This window comes from Streptomyces hyderabadensis (assembly GCF_020404845.1).
Lineage (GTDB): Bacteria > Actinomycetota > Actinomycetes > Streptomycetales > Streptomycetaceae > Streptomyces > Streptomyces hyderabadensis.
In genome coordinates this window covers 1-22,451 of record NZ_JAIOJZ010000029.1, presented here as the reverse complement: position 1 = coordinate 22,451, position 22,451 = coordinate 1, and the positions used below count along the sequence as shown (strand labels likewise).

Here is a 22,451-nt window from a genome sequence, read left to right as displayed (position 1 = left end):
GGCCGGGGCCCGAAGATGCGGAACTTGCCCGATGTGGCCCGCCCCCCTGGGAGACGAAGGTTGAGGCATCGCGAACGAGCGAAGCCGACACCGGCTCTCACCGAGGGGACACACCGTGTACGAGTACGAGATCCAGCAGTTCCGCTCCGCCGAACTGATCCGCCGCGCCGACGAGGCCCGGCTGGCCCGCGAGGCGATCCGGGCCCGGCGCGCCGCCCGCCGGCAGGCCCGGCACGACGGCGCCGAGGCGGAGAGCCATACGCCGCGACAGCGCCGGCCCCGGTTCGCCCGGGCCGCATGAACGGGGGAGCCGGGGAGGGAGGCCGCACGGCCTCCCTCCCCGCCGTCGTTCCGGCCGCCGGGGCCACCGTCCCGCGGGCGAAAAGCGGTGCCCCGTTGTCGTACCCGCGTGCGATGCTCGGGTCCGTGGAGACCAGGTCCGTCAGTCCCGTGTTCGTCGGCCGCACCGGCGAACTGGACACGTTGAACGACGCGCTCGACCGCGCCGCGGGCGGCGACGCCTCGCGCGCGCCCGCCGCCGGGGGAGAGCCGCAGGCACTGCTGCTCGGCGGCGAGGCCGGTGTCGGCAAGACCCGCCTCGTCGAGGAGTTCGCCGCCGCGGCGGACCGGCGGGGCGCCGTGGTCGCGCTGGGCGGCTGCGTGGAGATCGGCGCCGACGGGCTGCCCTTCGCCCCCTTCTCCACCGCCCTGCGCGCCCTGCGCCGCCAGCTGCCCGGGGAACTGGCCGCCGCGGCCGCCGGACAGGAGGAGGAGCTGGCCCGGCTGCTGCCCGAACTGGGCGAGGGCGCCCCGGTCACCGGCGGCGGCCGGCACGACGAGGAGAGCATGGCCCGGCTCTTCGAACTCACCGCCCGCCTGCTGGAGCGCGTCGCCGCCCGGCGCACCGTCGTCCTCGTCCTGGAGGACCTGCACTGGGCCGACGCCTCCACCCGGCATCTGATCGCCTACCTGCTGCGCACCCTGCGCACCGGCCGCCTCGTCGTCCTGGCCACCTACCGCTCCGACGACATCCACCGCCGTCATCCGCTGCGCCCGCTGCTCGCGGAGCTGGACCGGCTGCGCACCGTGCGCCGCCTCGAACTGGGCCGCTTCACCCGCGACGAGGTGGGCCGCCAGATCGCCGGGATCCTCGCCCACGAGCCCGACCCGCGCCAGGTCGACGAGATCTTCGAGCGCTCCGACGGCAACGCCTTCTTCGTCGAGGAACTCGCCGTCGCCGCCCACGAGGGCAGCTGCGCCGGCCTCACCGACTCCCTGCGCGACCTGCTCCTGGTCCGGGTCGAAGCCCTGCCCGAGAGCGCCCAGCGGGTCGCCCGGATCGTCGCCGAGGGCGGCTCCACCGTCGAGTACCGGCTGCTGGCCGCCGTCGCGCAGCTCACCGAGGACGACCTCATCGAGGCGCTGCGCTCCGCGGTGAACGCCAACATCCTGCTCCCCGCGCCCGACGGCGACGGCTACCGCTTCCGCCACTCCCTGGTCCGCGAGGCGGTCGGCGACGACCTGCTCCCCGGCGAACGCTCCCGCCTCAACCGGCGCTACGCCGAGGCGCTGGACGCCGACCCCACGCTGGTGCCCGCCGCCGAGCGCGTGATGCGCCTGGCCAGCTACTGGTACCACGCCCACGACCCCGCCAGGGCGCTGCCCGCCGTCCTGGACGCCTCGGTCGAGGCCCGCCGCCGGCACGCCTACTCCGAGCAGCTGCGGCTGCTGGAGCGCGCGATGGAGCTGTGGGACTCCGTCCCCGACGACGTACGCGCCACCCTGCGCCCCGTCGACTGGGCCGAGGTCTACCCTCCGTGCGGCTGCGACCCCGGCACCACGCCCCTGCGCTACCTGGACCTGATGGCGGAGGCGGCCGTCGCCGGGCGGCTGTGCGGCGAGCGCGAGCGCGCCATGAAGATCACCAAGCGGGCGCTGCGCCTGCTGGACGAGCAGGACGCGGGCACCGGCGCGGGCGCCGGCGGCCGGGACCCGCAGCGCGCCGCCTGGTTCTGGACCCAGCGCTCGCTGCTGGTCCAGGCCCAGGGCCGCGGCGACGGCTGGCGGGAGCTGGGCATCGCCCAGGAGCTGGTCCGCGGCCTGCCGCCGTCCCAGGTGCACGCCGAGGTGCTGGCCATGTCGGCCAACTGGTCGATGCTCCACTGCCCGGGCCCCGACGCCATGACGGCAGCCGAACGGGCCGTCGAGTACGCCCGTATGGTGGGCGCCGACGAGATCGAGCTGAACGCCCGCCTCACCCTGGGCGGCCTGATGGTGGACGCGGGCCAGATCGACGCCGGACTCGCCGAGATGTTCCAGGTCAGGGACCTGGTGGTGGCCCAGGGCCGGTTCGCGGTGGTGGCCCGCAGCCATGTCAACCTGCCCTCGTCCCTGGAGAGCGTCGGACGCTCGCGGGACGCGCTCGGCATCCTGCACGAGGGCATCGAACTCACCCGGCGGATGGGCCTGCTGGAGTCCGAGGCCTGGGTCTGGGGCAATCTCGCCGAGTCGCTCATCTCCCTGGGCCGATGGGACGAGGCCCTGGAGGCGGCCGAGCGGGCCGGAGCACCGGGCCGCGGCCCCGCACCACGCGGTGGCGCCGCCCGCAAACGCGCCGCCGTCGCCCTGGCCCGCGGCGAGCTGGCCGAGGCCGCCCTGCTGCTCGCCGAGGCCCGCGCCGCCTACGGCGCCCACGACCCCATGCCGCAGCACCGCCTGCCACTGGCGGCCCTCACCGTCGGCCTCGCCGCTGCCGAGGGCCGCATCCAGGACGCCCGCGCCGAAGTCCTCGGCGTCCTGGACACGGGCTTCCCACCCGGTACCCAGCGCTACGGCTGGCCCCTGCTGCTGTCCGCCGCCGCGGCGGAGGCCGACGCGCGCGCCCGGCCGGCCGCCGAAGAGGGCCGCGCCGACTTCCTCGACCGTCTCGCCGAGGCCGCCAAGCACCTGGCGACGGGCGCCCCGGTCTGGGTCGCCCACGAGCGGTGGGTCCGCGCCGAACTCCACCGCGCCCGGGGCCGCGACACCCCGCTGCTGTGGTCGGAGGCGGTCACCGCCTTCGAATGCCTGGAGCGGCCCTACGACCTCGCCCGGGTCCGGCACCGGCTGGCCGGCGCCCTCCTGGCGACCGGCGGCGAGGACGAGCGCGCCCGGGCCACGGAGCTGCTCCGCCTGGCCGGCACCGTCGCCGACCACCTCGGTGCGCGCCCGCTGTCCGCCGCCGTGGCCGTGCTCGGCCGGCGCGCCCGCCTCACCCTCGGCCGCACCCCCGAACCGGCCCCCGCCTCCGTGCCGCCGCCCGCCGACCCCGCCGAGGCCCTCGGCCTCACCGGCCGGGAGCGCGACGTCCTGCGGCTGGTCTCCGACGGGCGCACCAACCGGCAGATAGCCGAGGAGCTCTTCATCTCGCCCAAGACGGCCAGCGTCCACGTCTCCAACATCCTGGCCAAGCTCGGCGTCTCCGGCCGCGGCGAGGCGGCGGCGGTGGCCCACCGGCTGGCGCTGTTCCCCGCCGAACGGCTCACGTCCGGTTCGCCGGAATGAGGCTTACGCTGTAAGGACGCCGACCGACGGAGGCACGATGTTCAACGCATTCGAGGAACTGTTCTCCCCGGGCCGCAAGCACACCCACGACGAGCAGAACCGCCTCGAACTGACCCGCGAGGACATCGGCGACGGCGACCCCGCCCGCGGGCCGATAGACCTCACCTCGGGCAAGGTCGTCGTCCTCCAGCCGCGTTCCGACGAGGAGGCGCAGGGCCCGGAGGCTCCGTCGCCGGAAGACGAGTAGCCGGCCGGCCGCCTAGGCCACCCGCAGCTCCAGGATCCGGTCGTCGTCGCCCTTCGGGTCGCCGCGGCCGTCCGTGTTGCTGGTGATCAGCCACAGCTTGTCGCCGCCGGCCGGGGCCACCGTGCGCAGCCGGCCGTACCCGCCCTCCAGGAAGGCCTGCGGATCGGCCGCGGCCTGTGTGCCCTTCAGCGGGATCCGCCACAGCCGCTCACCGCGCAGCCCCGCCATCCACACCGAGCCCTCCGCGTAGGCGATGCCGCTGGGCGAGGCCTCGTCGGTGCTCCACTGGGCGACCGGGTCGTGGAAGCCGGAGCCGCCGCCCTTGCCCTCCGCCTCGGGCCAGCCGTAGTTGTCACCCGGCTTGATGGCGTTCAGCTCGTCCCAGGTGTCCTGGCCGAACTCCGAGGCGAACAGCCGCTGCTTGTCGTCCCAGGCCAGTCCCTGCACGTTCCGGTGGCCCAACGAGTACACGGGGGAGTCGGGGAAGGGATTGCCGGGCGCCGGTTCGCCGTCCGGGGTCATCCGCAGGATCTTGCCGCCGAGCGACTTCTTGTCCTGCGACAGGCCCGTGTCGCCGCTCTCGCCCGTGCCCGCGTACAGCATCTTGTCGGGGCCGAAGGCGATCCGGCCGCCGTTGTGGATCACGCCCTTGGGGATGCCCCGGAAGACGGTGTCGGGAGCGCCCAGCTGCTCGCCGGACGGCTTCTTCTCGTCGTAGATCATGCGCACGACGCGGTTGTCCGAGGCCGAGGTGAAGTACGCGTAGACCAGGTGGTCGGCGGCGTAGTCGGGGGAGAGCGCGATGCCCAGGAGGCCGCCCTCGCCGGACGGGGAGACTCCCGGCACTTCGCCCAGCTCGGTCTTCTCGCCCGTCTCCTCGTCGATCCGCGTGATCGTGCCCTCGTCGCGGGAGGAGACCAGCAGGTCGCCGCCCGGCAGCGGGGCCAGGCCCCAGGGGCTGTCCAGCCCCGTGGCGACCGTGCGGAGCACCTTCACGGAGCCCTTCGCGGGCGGCGCCTGCTCGGTGGGCGACCCGGCGGGCGGGGACTGCGCCGCCGTACTTGTCGGGGAGGCGCCGCGGTCCGTCCCGGACGGGTCCGCGCCGTCGGAGGAGCCGGAGGAGCAGCCGGCCGTCAGCAGGAGAGCGGCGGTCAGCACGGCCGGCACGGCTCGACGTTGCACGATCTTGGTCCCTTCGACGCGGCGGGTTCTCCCTGTCATACACCGCAGGGGCTCCCCAAGTTCCCGATCGCCGAATCCCGAATCCGGCGGCGGCCGACCGGCCGCCGCACGCCTCACTCCCACGAACCCCGCGCCGGCGGCAGCACCCGCAGCTCGGCCAGGTCCCCCTCGGTCAGCCGCAGCCCCGCCGCCCCGGCGTTCTGCGTCACCCAGCGCTCCTGCTTGGTGCCCGGCACCGGCACCACGTGCCGCCCCTGCGCCAGCACCCAGGCCAGTGCCACCTGCGCCGCGGTGACCTGGTCGCCGTGCCGGGCCGCGATCCGGCGCAGCGTGGCCACGATCGGCTGGTTGGCGGCCATCATCTCGGCGGTGAAGCGTGGGTGCCGGGCCCGCAGGTCCTCCGGTTCGAAGCCCTGGCCGGGGGTCAGCGTGCCGGTCAGGAAGCCGTTGCCCAGCGGCATCGCCGCCAGGAAGCCGACGCCGCGCGAGACGCACCACGGCAGCAGGGTCCGCAGCGCCTCCGGCGACCACACGGACAGCTCGGCCTCGACCGCGCTCACCGGGAAGACCTGCTGCACCCGCTCCAGTTGGCGCACCGTCGCGTCGTGCAGCCGCGCCCCGGGCCGCCGGGCCGACCGTGCCCCGACCGCGCACAGGCCGAGCGCCCGCACCTTCCCGGCCCGCACCAGCTCCGCCATCGCGCCCCAGGTCTCCTCGACGGGTACCTCGGGGTCGGCGCGGTGCAGCTGGTAGAGGTCGATCACGTCCGTCTGGAGCCGGCGCAGGGACGCGTCGCAGGCCCGTCTCACATAGCCGGGGCGGCCGTTGGCCACGATGTGCTGCTCGCCCACCAGCAGACCGACCTTGGTCGACACGAAGGCCTCGGACCGCCGCTCCTTCAACACCCGGCCCAGCAGCAGCTCGTTGGTGAACGGGCCGTACATGTCCGCCGTGTCCAGCAGGGAGACACCGAGATCGAGGGCCCGGTGCACGGCCCTGAGCGACTCGTCGCCCCGCTGCCGCGAGGCGCTGTACGCCCAGCTCATCGGCATGCACCCCAGTCCGACGGCCCCCACCGCGAGTGCCGTCGCGCCGATCGTCCTGCGCTCCACCGGTCGTGACCCTCCCTTGTCGGACCACCCAACCTAACCTCTGCCTCTCCGCCCCCTGACATAGCCTCCTGACCATGACTGCTGACGTGTGGCTGCCCATCCCGCCGGACCAGATCGAGGGCCTCCCCGAGGGCCCCGCCTACCGCCACTGGGACGGCGAGGAGACCTTCCCCGCCGACCCGGCCGACTGCGCTTTCTACGTCGTCCCCTACATGAAGCCCAGCGCGGTCGGGGTACGTCCGCTGCCCGAGATGCGCTCCGTCGAGGTGGTCCAGACCCTCTCCGCGGGCATCGACCACGTCGAGCCCGGTCTCCAGCACCTGCCCGCGGGCGTGCGGCTGTGCAACGCGCGCGGGGTGCACGAGGCCAGCACCGCGGAGCTGACCCTGGCCCTGGTCCTGGCCTCGCTGCGCGGCATCCCGGACTTCGTGCGGGCGCAGGACCGCGGCGAGTGGCTCGGCGGGTTCCGGCCCGCGCTCGCGGACCGGACGGTCCTCATCGTCGGGTACGGGTCGATCGGCGCCGCGATCGAGGACCGGCTCGTGCCGTTCGAGGTCGCGCCGGTGGTGCGCGTCGCACGCTCCGCCCGCACCACGGCGCGCGGCCCCGTGCACCCGCTCACCGAACTCCCCGCCCTGCTCCCCGAGGCGGACGTCGTCATCCTGTCCACACCGCTCACCGAGGCCACCCGGGGGCTGGTGGACGCCGAGTTCCTGGGCCGGATGAAGGACGGTGCCCTGCTCGTCAACGTGGCGCGCGGACCGGTCGTGGACACGAAGGCGTTGCTCGCCGAACTGGAGAGCGGGCGCCTCACCGCGGCCCTGGACGTGACCGACCCCGAACCGCTGCCGCCGGGCCACCCTCTGTGGCATGCTCCCGGCATAGTCGTCAGCCCGCACGCGGGCGGTCCGACCTCCGCCTTCCTGCCCCGCGCCGAGCGGCTGCTGGTGGACCAGTTGACCCGGTTCGTGAACCGGGAGCCACTGCGCAACGTGATCCTGACGACGGGCGCGTAATCCGTTTTGGGCACCCTCCGCGACCCCTCGGATGCGGTGGGTGCGCGCATATCCGCTGGTCGTCACGGAGCGTAGAGAACCTATGTCCCTGAGTGACGATCCTGGTGTATCGTCCGACAGGGGATGCGCCGCGCACCGTACGGCGCCGGGGATGGACATCTCAGACTGTGAGGGGGGCGACGGGCGATGCACGGCCTATGGAGCAACGATCCGACGCGGCGGAGCCGCCGCCGACGACCCTGGCGCACGGCGACGATCACGACCGCGCGCCGACGGGACCGGCACGGTCACCGCAGCGGCCGGCCCGCCCGGCGCTGCCCCCACCCGCGCCGGCCGGGCGACCGCAGAAGGCAGGACCGGCCGGCCCACCGCTGTGCGCGGGACGCGGGAGCGGTGCGGACCGGGAGGCCCCGGTGAGTCCGCCCCCCGTCCCCACGCTGGACGGATCGCTGCGCGGCCAGGCCCCGACCGGGCCACTGCTGCCCCGGCCGTCGGCCGTCGCCGGCGGGCCGCCCCTGGTTCGCCAACTGGTGCTCGCCCTGGTCTGCGCGGCCTACGCCGTCGGTGCCGCGCTCGGCTGGGGTTCCGAGTACGTCGCCAAGATCATGGGTGACTTCGGCCTGAGTGCCGCCGCGGCCGCCGCCGCGGTCTCCTGCTTCCTCTACGCCCGTGGACGCCGGGTCCGCTTTCGACCGGCCTGGCTGCTCTTCGCCCTCTCCTCGGCGATGGCGTCCCTCGGCAATCTGGTCTGGGGGTGGTACGAGGTCGTGCTGCGGGTGCCGGTGCCCAGTCCCAGCTACGCGGACCTGTTCTTCCTGTGCTTCGCCCCGCCCGCCATCGTGGGACTGCTGGTGCTGGCCAAGCGGCCGGTGACCAAGGCCGGCTGGATCTGCCTGGGCCTGGACGCCTGGCTGATCGGCGGTTCGCTGCTGACCCTGGCCTGGAGCCTGGCGCTGGCCCAGGCGGCCAAGGCGGAGGGCGGGTCGAGCGTCGCGCACTCCGCGCTCTCGGTGGCCTACCCGCTGCTCGACATCGCTCTGGTCAGCATGGTGCTGGCGCTGCACTTCAGGCGGTCGCCCGTGTGCAGATCCGCCGTCAACACCGCCATCGGCGCGCTCGGCCTGACGGTGGTGTGCGACGCCCTGTTCACCTCGCCGCTGCTGCACAACACCTACCGCTCCGGCCAGTTGCTCGACGCGGGCTGGTTCGCCGGCTCCCTGCTCCTCGCCTACGCACCCTGGGCCGCGTCCCGGCGCGGGCGCCCGGCGTCGGAGGAGGAGGGGACCGGCGGCCACACCCGGGTGGTGCGCGAGCACGTGCCCGGACAGCGCGGCGCCGGTCACCGGCCCACGCCCCCCGCCGTACCGTCGGCCCCGCCCACCGCACTGCCCGGTCCCGGGCCCGGCGGCGAACGGGGCCGCTATCCCGCCGCCCGCCCCATCGCCGGATCCCTGGCCGCGCTCACGCCGTACCTCGCGGCCGCCGTCTGCACCCTGGGCATCCTCTACAACGTGCTCAACGGCCGCAGCGTCGACCGCGTGGTGCTGCTGACCGGCGGCACCGTCGTGCTCGCGCTCGTCGTCCGGCAGGGCATCATGCTGCTCGACAACATCGTCCTCACCCAGGAACTGGCCCAGAAGGAGAACCACTTCCGCTCCCTGGTCCAGGGCTCCAGCGACGTGATCATGATCGCCGCGCCCAGCGGCGTCCTCCGCTACGTCTCCCCGGCCGCCGCCGGGGTCTACGGACGGCCCGCGGAGGAACTGGTCGGTACCGAACTGGCCGGGCTGATCCACCCCGAGGACCTGGGCTGCGTGGTGCACGAGGTGCGCCGGTTCCTGGCCGCCAGCCCGGTCGAGGAACCCACCACACGCATCGAGTGCCGCTTCAGATCCGGAGAGGGCCGCTGGCTCAACGTCGAGTCGACCGTCAACCGGCATCAGGGCGGTCTCATCTTCAACAGCCGCGACGTCACCGAGCGGGTGCGCCTCCAGGCGCAGCTCCAGCACAACGCCGAACACGACCCGCTCACCGACCTGCCCAACCGCGCCCTGTTCACCCGGCGCGTGCAGCAGGCGCTCTCCGGCCGCCGCGCGCTGGACCGGGGTGCCGCCCTGCGCGGCACGGCGGTGCTCTTCATCGACCTCGACGGCTTCAAGGGCGTCAACGACACCATCGGCCACCAGGCCGGGGACGAGCTGCTCGTCCAGGCGGCCCGCAGGCTCCACGAGGCCGTCCGCAAGGGCGACACCGCTGCCCGGCTGGGCGGCGACGAGTTCGCGGCGCTGATCGTCGGGGACGGCGCCCGGGACCGGGCCGCCCGCGAGGGACACATCCGGGAGCTGGCCGACCGGCTCAGACTGACCCTCTCCCAGCCCTACCTCATCGACGGCAACGACGTCCGGGTCAACGCCTCCATCGGCGTCGCCTTCGCCGAACCGGGCCTGGGCGCGGGCGAGTTGCTGCGCAATGCCGACCTGGCCATGTACCGGGCCAAGGCGGGCGGCAAGGGCCGCGTCGAGCTGTACCGACCGCAGATGCAGCAGGACGTCGTACGCAAGGCCGAGCTGGCCACCCGGCTGCGCGCCGCGCTGCACGACGGGGAGTTCGCGCTGCTGCACCAGCCCGTGGTCTCCCTCACCGACGGCCGGATCACCTCGGTCTGCGCCCAGGCGCGCTGGCGCTCCTCGCAGGGCGTGCTGTTCACCCCCGCCGAGTTCCTGCGGGTGACCGAGGAAGGCGACAGAACCGCCGAACTCGACCGCTGGATGCTGCGCGAGGCGGTCGAGCAGGCCGCCGAACGCGCGGCGACCGGACTGTCCGTGCCCGTGGCCATACGCATCGGCGCCCGCCGCCTGCTGGACCGCTCCATGCCGCTGGGCTCCGTGGAGGCCCTGCTGACCCGGCACGGACTGCCGCCGGGCTCGCTGGTGATCGAGCTGTCCGACATCGATCCGCGCGTCGGCCTCGACGAGCTGGACCGCCGGCTGAACGCGCTGCGCAGGGTCGGCGTCCGGATCGCCCTGGACGGCTTCGGCAGCGGCTACGCGGCGATCACCGCGCTGCGCCGGCTGCCCGTGGACGTCCTCAAGCTCGACCGGGGGCTGGTCGACGGCGTCGTGGAGTCCGCGCGACTGCACAAGATCACCAGCGGTCTGCTGCGCATCGCCACCGACCTCGGGCTGAAGTCCGTCGCCGACGGCGTCGACCTGCCGGAGCAGATCGTCGCGCTGCGCGCGATGGGCTGTACGCACGGACAGGGCATGGCGTTCTCCGGTGCCCTGGACGAGTACCGGCTGCGCAGGGCGCTGGGCACCGGCCACTACCCGGTGCCGCACGGACCGACCGAACCGGCCTTCGCGGGCGGCGGCGCCGGGGTGTACACCAAGGGTGTCGGCGGCCCCGGACAGGTGGCCGGCCAGGTCGCCTCCGGCCTGCCCGCGGTGCTCGGCGGCGGCACCGCCCTGCGCTCACATAATGAGACTCCCGTCCCACCCACTTGACAGTGAGTGCGCGCCGGAGGGAAGGTCAGTGCCATGCGCACCCGAATTCTCGTACTTGGAAAGCGCGTCGGCTGAAGCTGGTGACGTCCGGACCGACCCGGACTCCCCGCGACCCACACCCGACGCGCTCCCCTCGCTTGCCCTACGGCACGAGGGGTTTTTTGTTGCACAGGCACCTGCCGAGCAGCAGACCCGCATCGTACAAACCTCGCAAAAACCCTCAGCATCGAGAAGAGAACGCCGATGACCGAGCAGGCCACCGGGGCTCACCCGCAGCCCCGGCCCCGATCCGGAGGACAGTCCGCCCCCGAGCACGTCACGGGTGCGCAGTCCCTCATTCGCTCTCTCGAGGAGGTCGGCGCCGACACCGTATTCGGCATCCCCGGCGGCACCATCCTTCCCGCCTACGACCCGCTGATGGACTCCACCAAGGTGCGCCACGTCCTGGTCCGTCACGAGCAGGGCGCGGGCCACGCCGCCACCGGCTACGCCCAGGCCACCGGCAAGGTGGGCGTCTGCATGGCGACCTCGGGGCCCGGTGCCACCAACCTGGTCACCCCGATCGCCGACGCCAACCTGGACTCCGTGCCCCTGGTCGCGATCACCGGGCAGGTGGTCTCCTCCTCGATCGGCACGGACGCCTTCCAGGAGGCGGACATCGTCGGCATCACCATGCCGATCACCAAGCACAGCTTCCTGGTCACCAAGGCCGAGGACATCCCCAAGGTGATCGCGCAGGCGTTCCACATCGCCTCCACCGGCCGTCCCGGCCCCGTCCTGGTCGACATCCCCAAGGACATCCTCCAGCGGAAGACCACCTTCTCCTGGCCGCCGGTCATGGACCTGCCCGGCTACCGCCCCGTCACCAAGCCGCACGCCAAGCAGATCCGCGAGGCGGCCAAGCTGATCACGGCCGCGCAGCGCCCCGTGCTCTACGTCGGCGGCGGCGTCCTCAAGGCCCGGGCCACCGCCGAGCTGAAGGTCCTCGCCGAACTCACCCAAGCGCCCGTCACCACCACCCTGATGGCGCTCGGCGCGTTCCCCGACAGCCACCCGCTGCACGTGGGAATGCCGGGCATGCACGGTGCGGTCACCGCCGTCACCGCGCTGCAGAAGGCCGACCTGATCGTCGCCCTCGGCGCCCGCTTCGACGACCGCGTCACCGGCAAGCTGGACAGCTTCGCCCCGCACGCCAAGATCGTGCACGCCGACATCGACCCGGCCGAGATCGGCAAGAACCGCGCCGCCGACGTCCCGATCGTCGGTGACGCCCGCGAGGTCATCGCCGATCTCGTGCAGGCCGTCCAGAAGGAGCACGACGAGGGCAACCGGGGCGACTACACCGCCTGGTGGAAGGACCTGACCCGCTGGCGCGAGACCTACCCCCTCGGCTACGACCAGCCCGACGACGGCTCGCTCTCCCCGCAGCAGGTCATCGAGCGCATCGGACAGCTGGCCCCCGAGGGCACGATCTTCGCGGCCGGCGTCGGCCAGCACCAGATGTGGGCCGCGCACTTCGTCGAGTACGACAAGCCCGCCACCTGGCTGAACTCCGGCGGCGCCGGAACCATGGGCTACGCCGTCCCGGCCGCCATGGGGGCCCAGGCAGGCATGCCCGACCGCACCGTCTGGGCGATCGACGGCGACGGCTGCTTCCAGATGACCAACCAGGAACTGACCACCTGCGCCCTGAACAACATCCCGATCAAGGTCGCGGTCATCAACAACGGCGCCCTCGGGATGGTCCGCCAGTGGCAGACCCTCTTCTACAACCAGCGATACTCCAACACGGTCCTGCACTCTGGTCCCGACGACGTCAACCCGGACGCCCGCGGCACCCGGGTCCCCGACTTCGTGAAGCTGTCCGAGGCCATGGGCTGCTACGCCATCCGCTGCGAGGACCCCGCCGACCTCGACAAGGTGATCGAGGAGGCCAACTCCGTCAACGACCGCCCCGTCGTCGTCGACTTCATCGTCCACGAGGACGCGATGGTCTGGCCGATGGTCGCCGCCGGCACCTCCAACGACGAGATCATGGCCGCCCGGGACGTCCGCCCCGACTTCGGCGACAACGAAGACGACTGAGAGCCGTCGGGACTTTCAAGCAGAGGAAGCAGACCATGTCCAAGCACACGCTCTCCGTCCTGGTGGAGAACACCCCCGGCGTCCTCGCCCGGATCACCGCCCTCTTCTCCCGCCGCGGCTTCAACATCGACTCGCTCGCCGTCGGCGTCACCGAGCACCCCGACATCTCCCGCATCACCATCGTGGTGAGCGTCGAGGACTTCCCGCTGGAGCAGGTGACCAAGCAGCTCAACAAGCTCGTCAACGTGCTCAAGATCGTCGAGCTGGAGCCCACCCAGGCCGTCCAGCGCGAACTCGTTCTGGTGAAGGTGCGCTCCGACAACGAGACGCGCTCCCAGATCGTCGAGATCGTCCAGCTGTTCCGCGCCAAGACCGTCGACGTCTCCCCGGAGGCCGTCACCATCGAGGCCACCGGCAGCGGCGACAAGCTGTCCGCCATGCTCAGGATGCTGGAACCGTACGGCATCAAGGAACTCGTCCAGTCCGGCACGATCGCCATCGGCCGCGGCGCCCGTTCGATCACGGACCGCTCGCTGCGCGCACTCGACCGGTCCGCATAACGACGGAATCGGGCGGCCGCGGACACCGCGGCCGCCCGCATTCCGAGACCCCGAAACTTCCCTTCCCCCCACCGGCATACGGTGGGACGCAACACCGCACACAAGGAGATAACCCAGTGGCCGAGCTGTTCTACGACGCCGACGCCGACCTGTCCATCATCCAGGGCCGCAAGGTCGCGGTCATCGGGTACGGCAGCCAGGGCCACGCCCACGCCCTGTCGCTGCGCGACTCCGGTGTCGACGTGCGCGTCGGTCTGCACGAGGGCTCCAAGTCCAAGGCCAAGGCCGAGGAGCAGGGCCTGCGCGTGGTGAGCCCCTCCGAGGCCGCCGCCGAGGCCGACGTCATCATGATCCTGGTCCCGGACCCGATCCAGGCCGAGGTCTACGAGAAGGACATCAAGGACAACCTGAAGGACGGCGACGCCCTGTTCTTCGGTCACGGCCTGAACATCCGCTACGGCTTCATCAAGCCCCCGGCCGGCGTGGACGTCTGCATGGTCGCCCCCAAGGGCCCGGGCCACCTGGTGCGCCGTCAGTACGAGGAGGGCCGCGGCGTTCCCTGCATCGCCGCCGTCGAGCAGGACGCCTCCGGCAACGCCTTCGCGCTCGCCCTGTCCTACGCCAAGGGCATCGGCGGCACCCGCGCCGGCGTCATCAAGACCACCTTCACCGAGGAGACCGAGACCGACCTCTTCGGCGAGCAGGCCGTCCTGTGCGGTGGCACCGCGGCGCTGGTCAAGGCGGGCTTCGAGACCCTGACCGAGGCCGGCTACCAGCCGGAGATCGCCTACTTCGAGTGCCTGCACGAGCTGAAGCTCATCGTGGACCTCATGTACGAGGGCGGCCTGGAGAAGATGCGCTGGTCGATCTCCGAGACCGCCGAGTGGGGCGACTACGTCACCGGCCCGCGGATCATCACCGACGCCACCAAGGCCGAGATGAAGAAGGTCCTCGCCGAGATCCAGGACGGCACCTTCGCCAAGAACTGGATGGACGAGTACCACGGCGGTCTGAAGAAGTACAACGAGTACAAGAAGCAGGACTCCGAGCACCTGCTGGAGACCACCGGCAAGGAGCTGCGCAAGCTCATGAGCTGGGTCGACGAGGAGGCGTAAGCCTTCCGTGCCGTGAGGGTGCCCGCCTGCCGGGCACCCTCACGGCCACTTCCGGGTGATCCTTCCGCACAGGCGCAGGACGACCACCGCCACGCCACTACACTGCTGAACACATACGCGTCAGGCCCACAGCGTCGTGCGTCTTCCACGCGGCTAGCAACCCTCCACCGCATGCGGCCGTCGGGACGGCCGTCCGCATTGGACTTGTGAGGACTCACGTGAGCTCGAAACCCGTCGTACTCATCGCTGAAGAGCTGTCGCCCGCGACCGTGGACGCGCTCGGCCCCGACTTCGAGATCCGCCAGTGCAACGGCGCGGACCGGGCCGAACTGCTCCCCGCCATCGCCGACGTGGACGCGATCCTGGTCCGCTCCGCCACCAAGGTCGACGCCGAGGCCGTGGCCGCCGCCAAGAAGCTCAAGGTCGTCGCCCGCGCCGGTGTCGGCCTGGACAACGTGGACGTCTCCGCCGCCACCAAGGCCGGCGTGATGGTGGTCAACGCCCCGACCTCCAACATCGTCACCGCCGCCGAGCTGGCCTGCGGCCTCCTCATCGCCACCGCCCGCAACATCCCGCAGGCCAACGCCGCGCTGAAGAACGGCGAGTGGAAGCGCAGCAAGTACACCGGTGTCGAGCTGGCCGAGAAGACCCTCGGCGTCGTCGGCCTCGGCCGCATCGGCGCCCTCGTCGCCCAGCGCATGTCCGCCTTCGGCATGAAGGTCGTCGCCTACGACCCCTACGTGCAGCCCGCGCGGGCCGCGCAGATGGGCGTCAAGGTGCTGTCGCTGGACGAGCTGCTGGAGGTCTCCGACTTCATCACCGTCCACCTGCCCAAGACCCCCGAGACCCTCGGCCTGATCGGCGACGAGGCGCTGCGCAAGGTCAAGCCGAGCGTCCGCATCGTCAACGCCGCCCGCGGCGGCATCGTCGACGAGGAGGCGCTGTACTCGGCGCTCAAGGAGGGCCGCGTCGCCGGCGCCGGCCTGGACGTGTACGCCAAGGAGCCCTGCACCGACTCGCCGCTGTTCGAGTTCGACCAGGTGGTCTGCACCCCGCACCTCGGCGCCTCCACCGACGAGGCCCAGGAGAAGGCCGGCATCGCCGTCGCCAAGTCGGTGCGCCTGGCCCTCGCCGGTGAGCTGGTCCCCGACGCGGTCAACGTCCAGGGCGGTGTCATCGCCGAGGACGTCAAGCCGGGCCTGCCGCTCGCCGAGCGCCTCGGCCGCATCTTCACCGCGCTGGCCGGCGAGGTCGCCGTCCGCCTCGACGTCGAGGTCTACGGCGAGATCACCCAGCACGACGTGAAGGTGCTGGAGCTGTCCGCCCTCAAGGGCGTCTTCGAGGACGTGGTCGACGAGACCGTCTCCTACGTCAACGCCCCGCTGTTCGCCCAGGAGCGCGGGGTCGAGGTCCGGCTGACCACCAGCTCCGAGTCGCCCGAGCACCGCAACGTGGTCACCGTGCGCGGCACCCTCGCGGACGGCGAGGAGGTGTCGGTCTCCGGCACGCTGGCCGGCCCGAAACACCTCCAGAAGATCGTCGCCGTCGGCGAGTACGACGTCGACCTGGCCCTCGCCGACCACATGGTCGTCCTGCGCTATGAGGACCGCCCCGGCGTGGTCGGCACCGTCGGCCGGGTCATCGGCGAGGCCGGCATCAACATCGCCGGCATGCAGGTCGCCCGGGCGACGGTGGGCGGCGAGGCGCTCGCCGTGCTGACCGTCGACGACACGGTGCCCTCCGGGGTCCTGGCGGAGGTTTCGGCGGAGATCGGGGCGACGTCGGCCCGGTCCGTCAACCTGGTGTGAGGTCCGGGGGCGCTGCCCCCGGACCCCCGTCGCGGCCCTGAACGGGCCTCGTCCTCACACGCCGGACGGGCTGAGGCAATCAGTCCGTCCGGCGTTTTCCGTGCCCGCTTCCTCGTGCATCCGCACCCTGCGCAGGGTCGTCGCCGCCAGGACCGCCGCACCGGCGAGCACCACCGCGCCCGCGATCGCCGCGCTCTGCATGCCCTGGGTGAACGCCTCCCGGGCCGCCGTGGCCAGGGCGTCCCCCGCGCGCCCCGGCAGCCGGTCGGCGACGGCCAGCGCACCGCCCAGCGTCTCGTGGGCCGCGGCCGGCGCCGAGTCGGGGACCCCGTGGCGGTAGACGGCGGTGCCGATGGAGCCGAGGACCGCCATGCCGAGCGCACCGCCGAACTCCGTGCCGGTCTCCATCAGCGAGGACGCCGAGCCCGCCCGCTCCACCGGTACGGTCCCCAGGGCCAGGTCCATCAACTGGGACATCACCATGACGATCCCGGACGAGAGGACGCCGCAGGCGGCGAGCACCAGCCACAGCGAGTCCGTGCCGACGAGGACCAGCAGCGCGTAGCCGCCCGCGGCGATCGCGAAGCCGGCCGTGACGACGTGGGCGCGGTGCACGCCCCGCTGCACCAGTGAGGTCGCCGCCGGGGCGGCGAAGCCGATCGGCACCGAGGGCAGCAGCGCCCACAGCGCGGCCTCCAGCGCGCTCTTGTCGAGCACCGACTGCAGGTACTGCGTGGTGAAGAACGCCGAGCCCAGCATGCCGAAGGCCGAGACGAGGTTGAGCGCGACGGCCGGGGCGAAGCCGCGCCCGCCGAACAGCGCGGGGGAGATCATCGGTGACGCCACCGTCCGCTGCCGGTGCACGAACAGGGCCGCGAAGAGCAGGCCGACGGTGACCGAGACGACGTAGCGGACGTTCCAGCCCTCGGACGGGATCTCCTTGAGGCCGTAGACGACGGGCAGCACCGCGGCCATCGACAGCGGGACGCTCGGCCAGTCGAAGCGGCCGGGGGCCGGGTCCCTGGACTCGGGCAGCAGGAGCGGGCCGAGGACCAGCAGCAGCGCCATCGCGGGCAGGTTCACCAGGAAGACGGAGCCCCACCAGAAGTACTCCACCAGGACGCCGCTCAGCACCGAGCCCAGGGCGACACCGGCCGTCATCACACCGGACCACAGGGCGATGGCCTTCGCGCGCTGGGCCGGGTCGGTGAACATCGTGCGCACCAGGGCCAGCGTCGACGGCATCAGGGTCGCGCCGCCGATGCCGAGGACGGCGCGGGCCGCGATCAGCATCTCGGCGCTGTTCGCGTACGCCGCCACCAGGGAGGCCGCCCCGAAGGCCGCGGCGCCGGCGAGCAGCAGTCGGCGGCGGCCGATGCGGTCGCCGACGGAGCCCATCGTCATCAGCAGTCCGGCCAGGACGAACGCGTAGATGTCGAAGATCCACAGCTGCTGGGTGCCGCTCGGTTCCAGGTCGGCGCTGATCGCCGGGATCGCGAAGTAGAGGACGGAGACGTCCATCGAGACCAGCAGCAGCGGCAGCATCAGTACGCCCAGCGCGGTCCACTCGCGACGGCCGGCCCGGGACGGGTTCGTTGTCATGCCGGTGACTGTACGCACGTCTTATACGGTTGTCTAGAACGCCTGTATAAGACGGCTGTCTGGACGGATGGATAGGGTGGCGGCATGGGACACCGTGAGGATCTGCTCGAGGGCGCCAAGCGCTGCCTGCTGGCCAAGGGGTTCGTGCGCACCACGGCGCGCGACATCGTCAAGGAGTCGGGAACCAACCTGGCGTCCATCGGCTACCACTACGGTTCGAAGGACGCTCTGCTGGCGCAGGCCTACGTGTCGCTGGTCGAGGGGGTGGGTGACGCCTTCGAGGGCGACGGGAGCCTGCAGGAGACCGCCCCGGGCTCCGTGGAGCGCTTCGAGCGGGTGTGGTCGAACATCATCGGCACCATGAAGGAGCCGGGCTCGGTGTGGCGGCTCAGCATGGAGGTCCTCGCCCTCGGCGACCGGCTCCCCGAGGTCCGCGACCACCTCGCGGCGGCGCAGCGCGAGGCCGGACGCGGGCTGGTCCCGCTGCTGATGGGGGGCCGGGAGGAGGAGGTGACCGACGAGCGGGCGGACACCCTCGGCGTGTTCTACGTGACGCTGATGACGGGCCTCATCGCCCAGTGGACGTTCGACCCGAAGTCCGCGCCCGACGGTGCGCAGCTCGCCGCCGGCCTGCGCCAGGTGATCGAGGGTGCCGCTACAGGCGACGCGCCTTGAGCGCCATGTGCAGCAGCAGCCGGTCCTCCCCGTCGTCCAGGTCCAGGGCCGTGAGCTGTTCGACACGGGACAGCCGGTAGTACAGCGTCTGGCGGTGGATGCCCAGCTCGGCGGCGGTACGTCCGGCCTGGCCCGCGCAGTCCAGGTACGCCTCCGCCGTGCGGGCGAGTTCGCGGTGGGCGGGGGAGAGCAGCGCCGCGACGGCGGGATCGTGGGCGGAGCGCGGGGGCAGCGCGGTCAGCAGGCGGAACGGCCCGATGTCCGTCCACTGGGCGACCGGCCCGAACCGCGCCTCCGCGCGCGCCGCCCGGGCCGCCGCCGACGCCTCCGCCCAGGCCGTCCCCAGCTCTCCGAGACCCGTGCGCGGCGCCGAGACGCCGGCCGCCCCGTCGGCACCCCGGGCCGGGACCCGCTCCAGCAGCCGCCCCGCCGCCGAGGTCGCGGGGGCGGACAGGTCCACCGAGCGCAGCCGGACCAGCAGCGCCAGCGACACGCCGGCGGCCCCCCACGGCACCGTGCACAGCGCCGTCGCGCCCGGCACCGTACGGACCGAGGGCGCGTCGTCCGGGTCGGCCGAGGGCCAGGGCGCCACGCAGACCACCGCGTACGGGGTGTCCGCCCGCGCCCCCAGCGCGCTGCGCAGCTCCGCCACGGCCATGTCCCGCTGCCAGTCCCGCTCCGCGGTCAGCACCGCCCGCAGCTCCCGGCTCAGGTCCGCGCCGTGCTGCGCCTCGTCGGCGAGCAGCGCGCCGATCCGCGCCGTGACCTCCATGGCCGCCGCCAGCTGCCGCTCGGTCGGACCCGGGTCGGTGTCCAGGAGCCAGACGTAGCCGAGGACCACACCCCGATGGCGTACCGGCAGACAGGTCCGTCCCCGGTACACCCCCGCCTCGGGCGTCGGGGGGATGCGGACCGGGCCGGTCGCCCGGGTGATGCCGAAGCTCTCGAACCACGCCCGGACCGCCGCGGTGGAGCGCCGGGTGAGGATCGAGCGGGTGCGCACCGGGTCGAGGGCGGAGGGGTCGAGGTCGCCCTCGCTGTCGTAGGCGCCGAAGGCGATCAGCTCGAAGTCGCGGTTCTCCAGGGTCGCGGGCGCGCCCAGCAGCTCGGACAGCTCGTCGACCAGCTCCTGGTAGTCACCACGGGTACCACCGGCGCCTGCGGAACCTCTGGAATCGGACGTCACCCGGGCATTCTGCCGCATATACGAGCGCCCTTCATACATCTGTCTGAGATCCGCGGCACGGATGCGTGACAGCTGTCGATGGCCGACGATCGGGTGGATCCTTAGATTTCACGGTGGTTCTCCGTGCCGTTCCCCGTTCGTCGGGCAGCGGCCCCTGTGTTGGTTGGTAAGTGGAGGTGCCCCGTGCTGGGTCCCGTGATTCTCGCCGCGTCGCGCAGCGACCGGATGCGTCGTCTCGTCTCGGCCGCGCCCGTGACCAAGCCGGTCGTCGACCGGTTCATCCCCGGCGAGACGGTCGACCAGATCGTGCCGATCATCCGGGAGCTGACCGATCAGGGCCTGGAGCTGACGATGGACGTCGTCGGCGAGGACATCACCACCCCCGCGCAGGCCGAGGCCGCCCGCGACGCCTACCTGGAGCTGATCGACCGGCTCAAGCCGCTGGAGCTGGGCACCCGCGCCGAGATGTCGGTGAAGCTGTCCATGTTCGGCCAGGCGCTGGACGGCGGCCACGAGCTGGCCCTGAAGAACGTCCGTCCGGTCGTCGAGGCCGCCGCCGAGATCGGCACCACGGTCACCCTCGACGCCGAGGACCACACCACCCTCGACTCGATGTTCGCCATCCACGAGGAGCTGCGGAAGGACTTCCCGCAGACCGGCTGCGTCATCCAGGCCTACCTCTTCCGCACCGAGGCCGACGCGCGCCGGCTCGCCGACAGCGGCTCTCGCGTACGGTTGGTGAAGGGCGCCTACAAGGAGCCCGCAGAGGTCGCGTACCAGCAGCGCCACGAGATCGACAAGGCGTACGTGCGGATCCTGCGCACGCTGATGGAGGGCGAGGGCTACCCGATGATCGGGTCGCACGACCCGCGCCTGATCTCCATCGGCCAGGAGCTGGCCCGCACGGCCGGCCGCAAGCTCGACGAGTACGAGTTCCAGATGCTGTACGGCATCCGGGGCGACGAGCACCTGCGGCTGGCCGCAGAGGGCCACCGCATGCGCGTGTACACCGCCTACGGCACCGACTGGTACGGCTACTTCATGCGCCGTCTGGCGGAGAAGCCGGCCAACCTCCGGTTCTTCGCCCGCTCGATGGTGAGCAAGGGCTGAGCCCGCACCCGCTCGCACAACCCGCTCAAGTCAAGGAGTTACGGAACCCATGGACGCTGTGACCCAGGTCCCCACCCCCGTCAACGAGCCGGTGCACGGCTACGCCCCCGGTTCGCCCGAGCGCGCCCGTCTGGAGGCCAAGCTCAAGGAGCTGGCCGACAACCCGGTCGACCTGCCCTGCACCATCGGCGGCGTGAAGCGGATGGGTGGCGGTGAGCGCTTCGACGTCGTGCAGCCGCACAACCACAAGGCCCGCCTGGGCACCTACGCCAACGCCACCCAGCAGGACGCCCAGGACGCGATCGACGCCGCCCTGGCCGCCGCCCCCGCGTGGCGCGCGATGTCCTTCGACGACCGCGCGGCGATCATCCTGCGCGCCGCCGAGCTGCTGTCCGGTCCGTGGCGCGAGACCATCGCCGCCTCCACCATGCTCGGCCAGTCCAAGACCGCCCAGCAGGCCGAGATCGACAGCCCCTGCGAGCTGATCGACTTCTGGCGCTTCAACGTCCACTACGCCCGCCAGATCCTGGCCGAGCAGCCCCCGGCCAACTCCCCGGGCGTGTGGAACCGCATGGACCACCGCCCGCTGGAGGGCTTCGTCTACGCGATCACGCCGTTCAACTTCAGCGCCATCGCCGCCAACCTGCCCACCGCCCCGGCCCTGATGGGCAACGTGGTGGTCTGGAAGCCGTCCCCGACGCAGACCCACGCCGCCGTGCTGCTGATGCAGCTCCTGGAGGAGGCCGGGCTGCCCAAGGGCGTCATCAACCTGGTCACCGGCGACGGCATCGCGGTCTCCGAGGTCGCCCTGGAGCACCGGGACCTCGCGGGCATCCACTTCACCGGCTCGACCAAGACCTTCCAGCACCTGTGGAAGACGGTCGGCAACAACATCGAGAAGTACCGCACCTACCCGCGCCTGGTCGGCGAGACCGGCGGCAAGGACTTCCTGGTCGCCCACCCGTCGGCCGACCGCGCCGTGCTCAAGACCGCGCTGACCCGCGGTGCCTTCGAGTACCAGGGCCAGAAGTGCAGCGCCACCTCCCGCGCGTACATCCCGGCGTCCATCTGGAACGACGGGTTCAAGGAGGAGTTCGCCGCCGAGGTCGACTACCTCACCATGGGTGACGTCACCGACCTGTCGAACTTCCTCGGCGCCGTCATCGACGAGCGGTCCTTCGCCAAGAACAAGGCCGCCATCGACCGCGCCAAGGAGGACGAGACCTGCACCATCGTCGCGGGCGGCTCCTACGACGACTCGGTCGGCTACTTCGTCCGCCCGACCGTCGTCGAGTGCACCGACCCGGAGAACGAGGTCTTCCGCACCGAGTACTTCGGCCCGTTCCTCGCCGTGTACGTCTACGACGACGGCAAGGCCGACGCGTACGACGAGATGCTGACCCAGATGGAGTCGGTGTCGGACTACGCGCTCACCGGCTCGGTCATCTCCAACGACCGCGCGGCGGCGGCGTACACGATGGAGAAGCTGCGCTACGCGGCCGGCAACTTCTACATCAACGACAAGTCGACCGGCGCCGTCGTCGGCCAGCAGCCCTTCGGCGGAGGCCGTGCCTCCGGCACCAACGACAAGGCCGGCGCCCCGCAGAACCTGATGCGCTGGACGCTGACCCGCGCCATCAAGGAGACGCTGGTCCCGCCGACCGACTACACCTACCCGCACATGGGCTGACGCCCGCGTGCCCCACG

At 72.3% G+C, this 22,451-nt stretch carries 16 protein-coding genes; 12 read left to right on the top strand and 4 right to left on the bottom strand.

Annotated features, from left to right (window positions below):
• Positions 1-115: 115 nt before the first annotated feature.
• The 3 genes from K7854_RS22325 (at position 116) to K7854_RS22315 (ending at position 3,790) form a co-directional block, all read left to right on the top strand.
• Positions 116-301, top strand: a complete 186-nt coding sequence (locus K7854_RS22325) for a hypothetical protein (RefSeq protein WP_226028324.1) — start codon at positions 116-118, stop codon at positions 299-301.
• A 113-nt stretch (positions 302-414) separates the two neighbouring features.
• The gene (locus tag K7854_RS22320; protein ID WP_226028323.1) at positions 415-3,543 is read left to right on the top strand and encodes a helix-turn-helix transcriptional regulator; all 3,129 of its coding nucleotides are present in this window, start codon (positions 415-417) and stop codon (positions 3,541-3,543) included.
• A gap of 37 nt (positions 3,544-3,580) precedes the next feature.
• Positions 3,581-3,790 (top strand): DUF6191 domain-containing protein, encoded by a 210-nt coding sequence (locus K7854_RS22315; protein ID WP_226028322.1) that lies wholly within the window; start codon positions 3,581-3,583, stop codon positions 3,788-3,790.
• A 12-nt stretch (positions 3,791-3,802) separates the two neighbouring features.
• On the opposite strand, the gene K7854_RS22310 is transcribed toward K7854_RS22315, so the two are convergent.
• On the bottom strand, positions 3,803-5,011 hold the full coding sequence (locus K7854_RS22310; RefSeq protein WP_226028321.1) for a PQQ-dependent sugar dehydrogenase: 1,209 nt from the start codon (positions 5,009-5,011) through the stop codon (positions 3,803-3,805).
• A gap of 74 nt (positions 5,012-5,085) precedes the next feature.
• The gene (locus K7854_RS22305) at positions 5,086-6,084 is read right to left on the bottom strand and encodes an aldo/keto reductase (protein WP_226028320.1); all 999 of its coding nucleotides are present in this window, start codon (positions 6,082-6,084) and stop codon (positions 5,086-5,088) included.
• Positions 6,085-6,158: 74 nt separating this feature from the next.
• On the opposite strand from K7854_RS22305, the gene K7854_RS22300 reads away from it, so the two are divergent.
• The 6 genes from K7854_RS22300 to serA all read left to right on the top strand — a co-directional run bounded on the left by K7854_RS22300 (position 6,159) and on the right by serA (position 16,171).
• Positions 6,159-7,100 (top strand): 2-hydroxyacid dehydrogenase, encoded by a 942-nt coding sequence (locus tag K7854_RS22300; protein ID WP_226028319.1) that lies wholly within the window; start codon positions 6,159-6,161, stop codon positions 7,098-7,100.
• Positions 7,101-7,513: 413 nt separating this feature from the next.
• The gene (locus K7854_RS22295; RefSeq protein WP_226028318.1) at positions 7,514-10,603 is read left to right on the top strand and encodes a putative bifunctional diguanylate cyclase/phosphodiesterase; all 3,090 of its coding nucleotides are present in this window, start codon (positions 7,514-7,516) and stop codon (positions 10,601-10,603) included.
• Positions 10,604-10,846: 243 nt separating this feature from the next.
• Entirely contained in the window at positions 10,847-12,688 is a 1,842-nt protein-coding gene (locus K7854_RS22290; RefSeq protein WP_226028317.1) for an acetolactate synthase large subunit, read from the top strand.
• A gap of 35 nt (positions 12,689-12,723) precedes the next feature.
• On the top strand, positions 12,724-13,248 hold the full coding sequence (gene ilvN / locus K7854_RS22285) for an acetolactate synthase small subunit (RefSeq protein ID WP_052838449.1): 525 nt from the start codon (positions 12,724-12,726) through the stop codon (positions 13,246-13,248).
• Positions 13,249-13,364: 116 nt separating this feature from the next.
• Entirely contained in the window at positions 13,365-14,363 is a 999-nt protein-coding gene (ilvC, locus tag K7854_RS22280) for a ketol-acid reductoisomerase (RefSeq protein WP_019329769.1), read from the top strand.
• A gap of 218 nt (positions 14,364-14,581) precedes the next feature.
• Entirely contained in the window at positions 14,582-16,171 is a 1,590-nt protein-coding gene (gene serA / locus K7854_RS22275; protein WP_226028316.1) for a phosphoglycerate dehydrogenase, read from the top strand.
• A 54-nt stretch (positions 16,172-16,225) separates the two neighbouring features.
• On the opposite strand, the gene K7854_RS22270 is transcribed toward serA, so the two are convergent.
• On the bottom strand, positions 16,226-17,773 hold the full coding sequence (locus tag K7854_RS22270) for an MFS transporter (protein ID WP_226028315.1): 1,548 nt from the start codon (positions 17,771-17,773) through the stop codon (positions 16,226-16,228).
• Between the two features lie 84 nt (positions 17,774-17,857).
• On the opposite strand from K7854_RS22270, the gene K7854_RS22265 reads away from it, so the two are divergent.
• Positions 17,858-18,448 (top strand): TetR/AcrR family transcriptional regulator, encoded by a 591-nt coding sequence (locus K7854_RS22265; protein ID WP_226028314.1) that lies wholly within the window; start codon positions 17,858-17,860, stop codon positions 18,446-18,448.
• On the opposite strand, the gene K7854_RS22260 is transcribed toward K7854_RS22265, so the two are convergent.
• Entirely contained in the window at positions 18,429-19,652 is a 1,224-nt protein-coding gene (locus K7854_RS22260) for a PucR family transcriptional regulator (protein ID WP_226028313.1), read from the bottom strand. The two genes, K7854_RS22265 and K7854_RS22260, sit on opposite strands and share 20 nt — an antisense overlap.
• Positions 19,653-19,817: 165 nt before the next feature.
• Here K7854_RS22260 and K7854_RS22255 point away from each other — a divergent pair, with 165 nt between their 5' ends.
• Both K7854_RS22255 and pruA read left to right on the top strand, forming a co-directional pair.
• Positions 19,818-20,744, top strand: coding sequence for a proline dehydrogenase family protein (locus K7854_RS22255; RefSeq protein WP_226028312.1), 927 nt, complete (start codon positions 19,818-19,820; stop codon positions 20,742-20,744).
• Positions 20,745-20,793: 49 nt separating this feature from the next.
• Positions 20,794-22,434 (top strand): L-glutamate gamma-semialdehyde dehydrogenase, encoded by a 1,641-nt coding sequence (gene pruA / locus K7854_RS22250; RefSeq protein ID WP_226028311.1) that lies wholly within the window; start codon positions 20,794-20,796, stop codon positions 22,432-22,434.
• Positions 22,435-22,451: the final 17 nt, after the last annotated feature.

Excerpts from the sequence above, each read along its gene's own strand:
- K7854_RS22320 (WP_226028323.1), top strand. The coding sequence starts at position 415 with ATGCTCGGGTCCGTGGAGACCAGGTCCGTCAGTCCCGTGTTCGTCGGC.
- K7854_RS22315 (WP_226028322.1), top strand. The coding sequence starts at position 3,581 with ATGTTCAACGCATTCGAGGAACTGTTCTCCCCGGGCCGCAAGCACACC.
- K7854_RS22310 (WP_226028321.1), bottom strand. The coding sequence starts at position 5,011 with ATGACAGGGAGAACCCGCCGCGTCGAAGGGACCAAGATCGTGCAACGT.
- K7854_RS22300 (WP_226028319.1), top strand. The coding sequence starts at position 6,159 with ATGACTGCTGACGTGTGGCTGCCCATCCCGCCGGACCAGATCGAGGGC.
- K7854_RS22290 (WP_226028317.1), top strand. The coding sequence starts at position 10,847 with ATGACCGAGCAGGCCACCGGGGCTCACCCGCAGCCCCGGCCCCGATCC.
- ilvN (WP_052838449.1), top strand. The coding sequence starts at position 12,724 with ATGTCCAAGCACACGCTCTCCGTCCTGGTGGAGAACACCCCCGGCGTC.
- K7854_RS22270 (WP_226028315.1), bottom strand. The coding sequence starts at position 17,773 with ATGACAACGAACCCGTCCCGGGCCGGCCGTCGCGAGTGGACCGCGCTG.
- K7854_RS22265 (WP_226028314.1), top strand. The coding sequence starts at position 17,858 with ATGGGACACCGTGAGGATCTGCTCGAGGGCGCCAAGCGCTGCCTGCTG.
- K7854_RS22260 (WP_226028313.1), bottom strand. The coding sequence starts at position 19,652 with ATGCGGCAGAATGCCCGGGTGACGTCCGATTCCAGAGGTTCCGCAGGC.
- pruA (WP_226028311.1), top strand. The coding sequence starts at position 20,794 with ATGGACGCTGTGACCCAGGTCCCCACCCCCGTCAACGAGCCGGTGCAC.